The sequence below is a fragment of the Aneurinibacillus sp. UBA3580 genome (assembly GCF_002375825.1).
Classification (GTDB): Bacteria; Bacillota; Bacilli; order Aneurinibacillales; family Aneurinibacillaceae; genus Aneurinibacillus; species Aneurinibacillus danicus.
This window is the reverse complement of the sequence record NZ_DFMZ01000023.1, coordinates 2,218-2,837: the sequence shown is the minus strand read 5'-3', so window position 1 is coordinate 2,837 and position 620 is coordinate 2,218. Positions and strand designations below refer to the sequence as shown.

Below are 620 nucleotides of genomic sequence, written 5' to 3'. Positions count from 1 at the left end.
TCGAAGCCGATATTCCGGTCATCCCTGGTACTCCGGAACCGGTGCGCACGCTGGAAGAAGCGCTGCGCTTTGTGAAAGAAAACGGCTACCCGATTATCATCAAAGCCGCATCCGGTGGCGGTGGCCGCGGCATGCGTATCGTCCGCAAGCAAAGTGAGCTTACGGATGCGCTTGATCGCGCCCGTTCCGAAGCAAAATCCGCCTTCGGAAACGCCGCCGTCTACCTTGAAAAATATCTTGAAAATCCAAAGCACATCGAAGTGCAAATCCTGGCCGACCAGCATGGACACGCCGTGCACCTATTTGAGCGCGACTGCTCGATTCAGCGCAGGCATCAAAAAGTCGTCGAGGTAGCACCAAGCCTGTCTCTTACGGAAAGACAGCGCGAAGAGATCTGCAACGCGGCGCTGCGTCTGGCCCGCTCGTCCAACTACATCAATGCCGGTACGGTCGAGTTTTTAGTCGCACCGGATGGAAAATTTTATTTTATCGAAGTTAACCCGCGAATTCAAGTAGAACACACGATTACCGAAATGGTGACCGGCATCGATATCGTTCAGTCACAGATTCGTATCGCGGAAGGGTACGCGCTTGAAGATCCGGAGATCGGCATTCCTTCC

General features: G+C 54.0%; 1 protein-coding gene. It reads left to right on the top strand.

Annotated elements, in window-relative coordinates:
• A partial coding sequence (locus B2899_RS03355; protein ID WP_286884045.1) for an ATP-grasp domain-containing protein occupies positions 1-620 on the top strand: 620 nt, incomplete at both ends.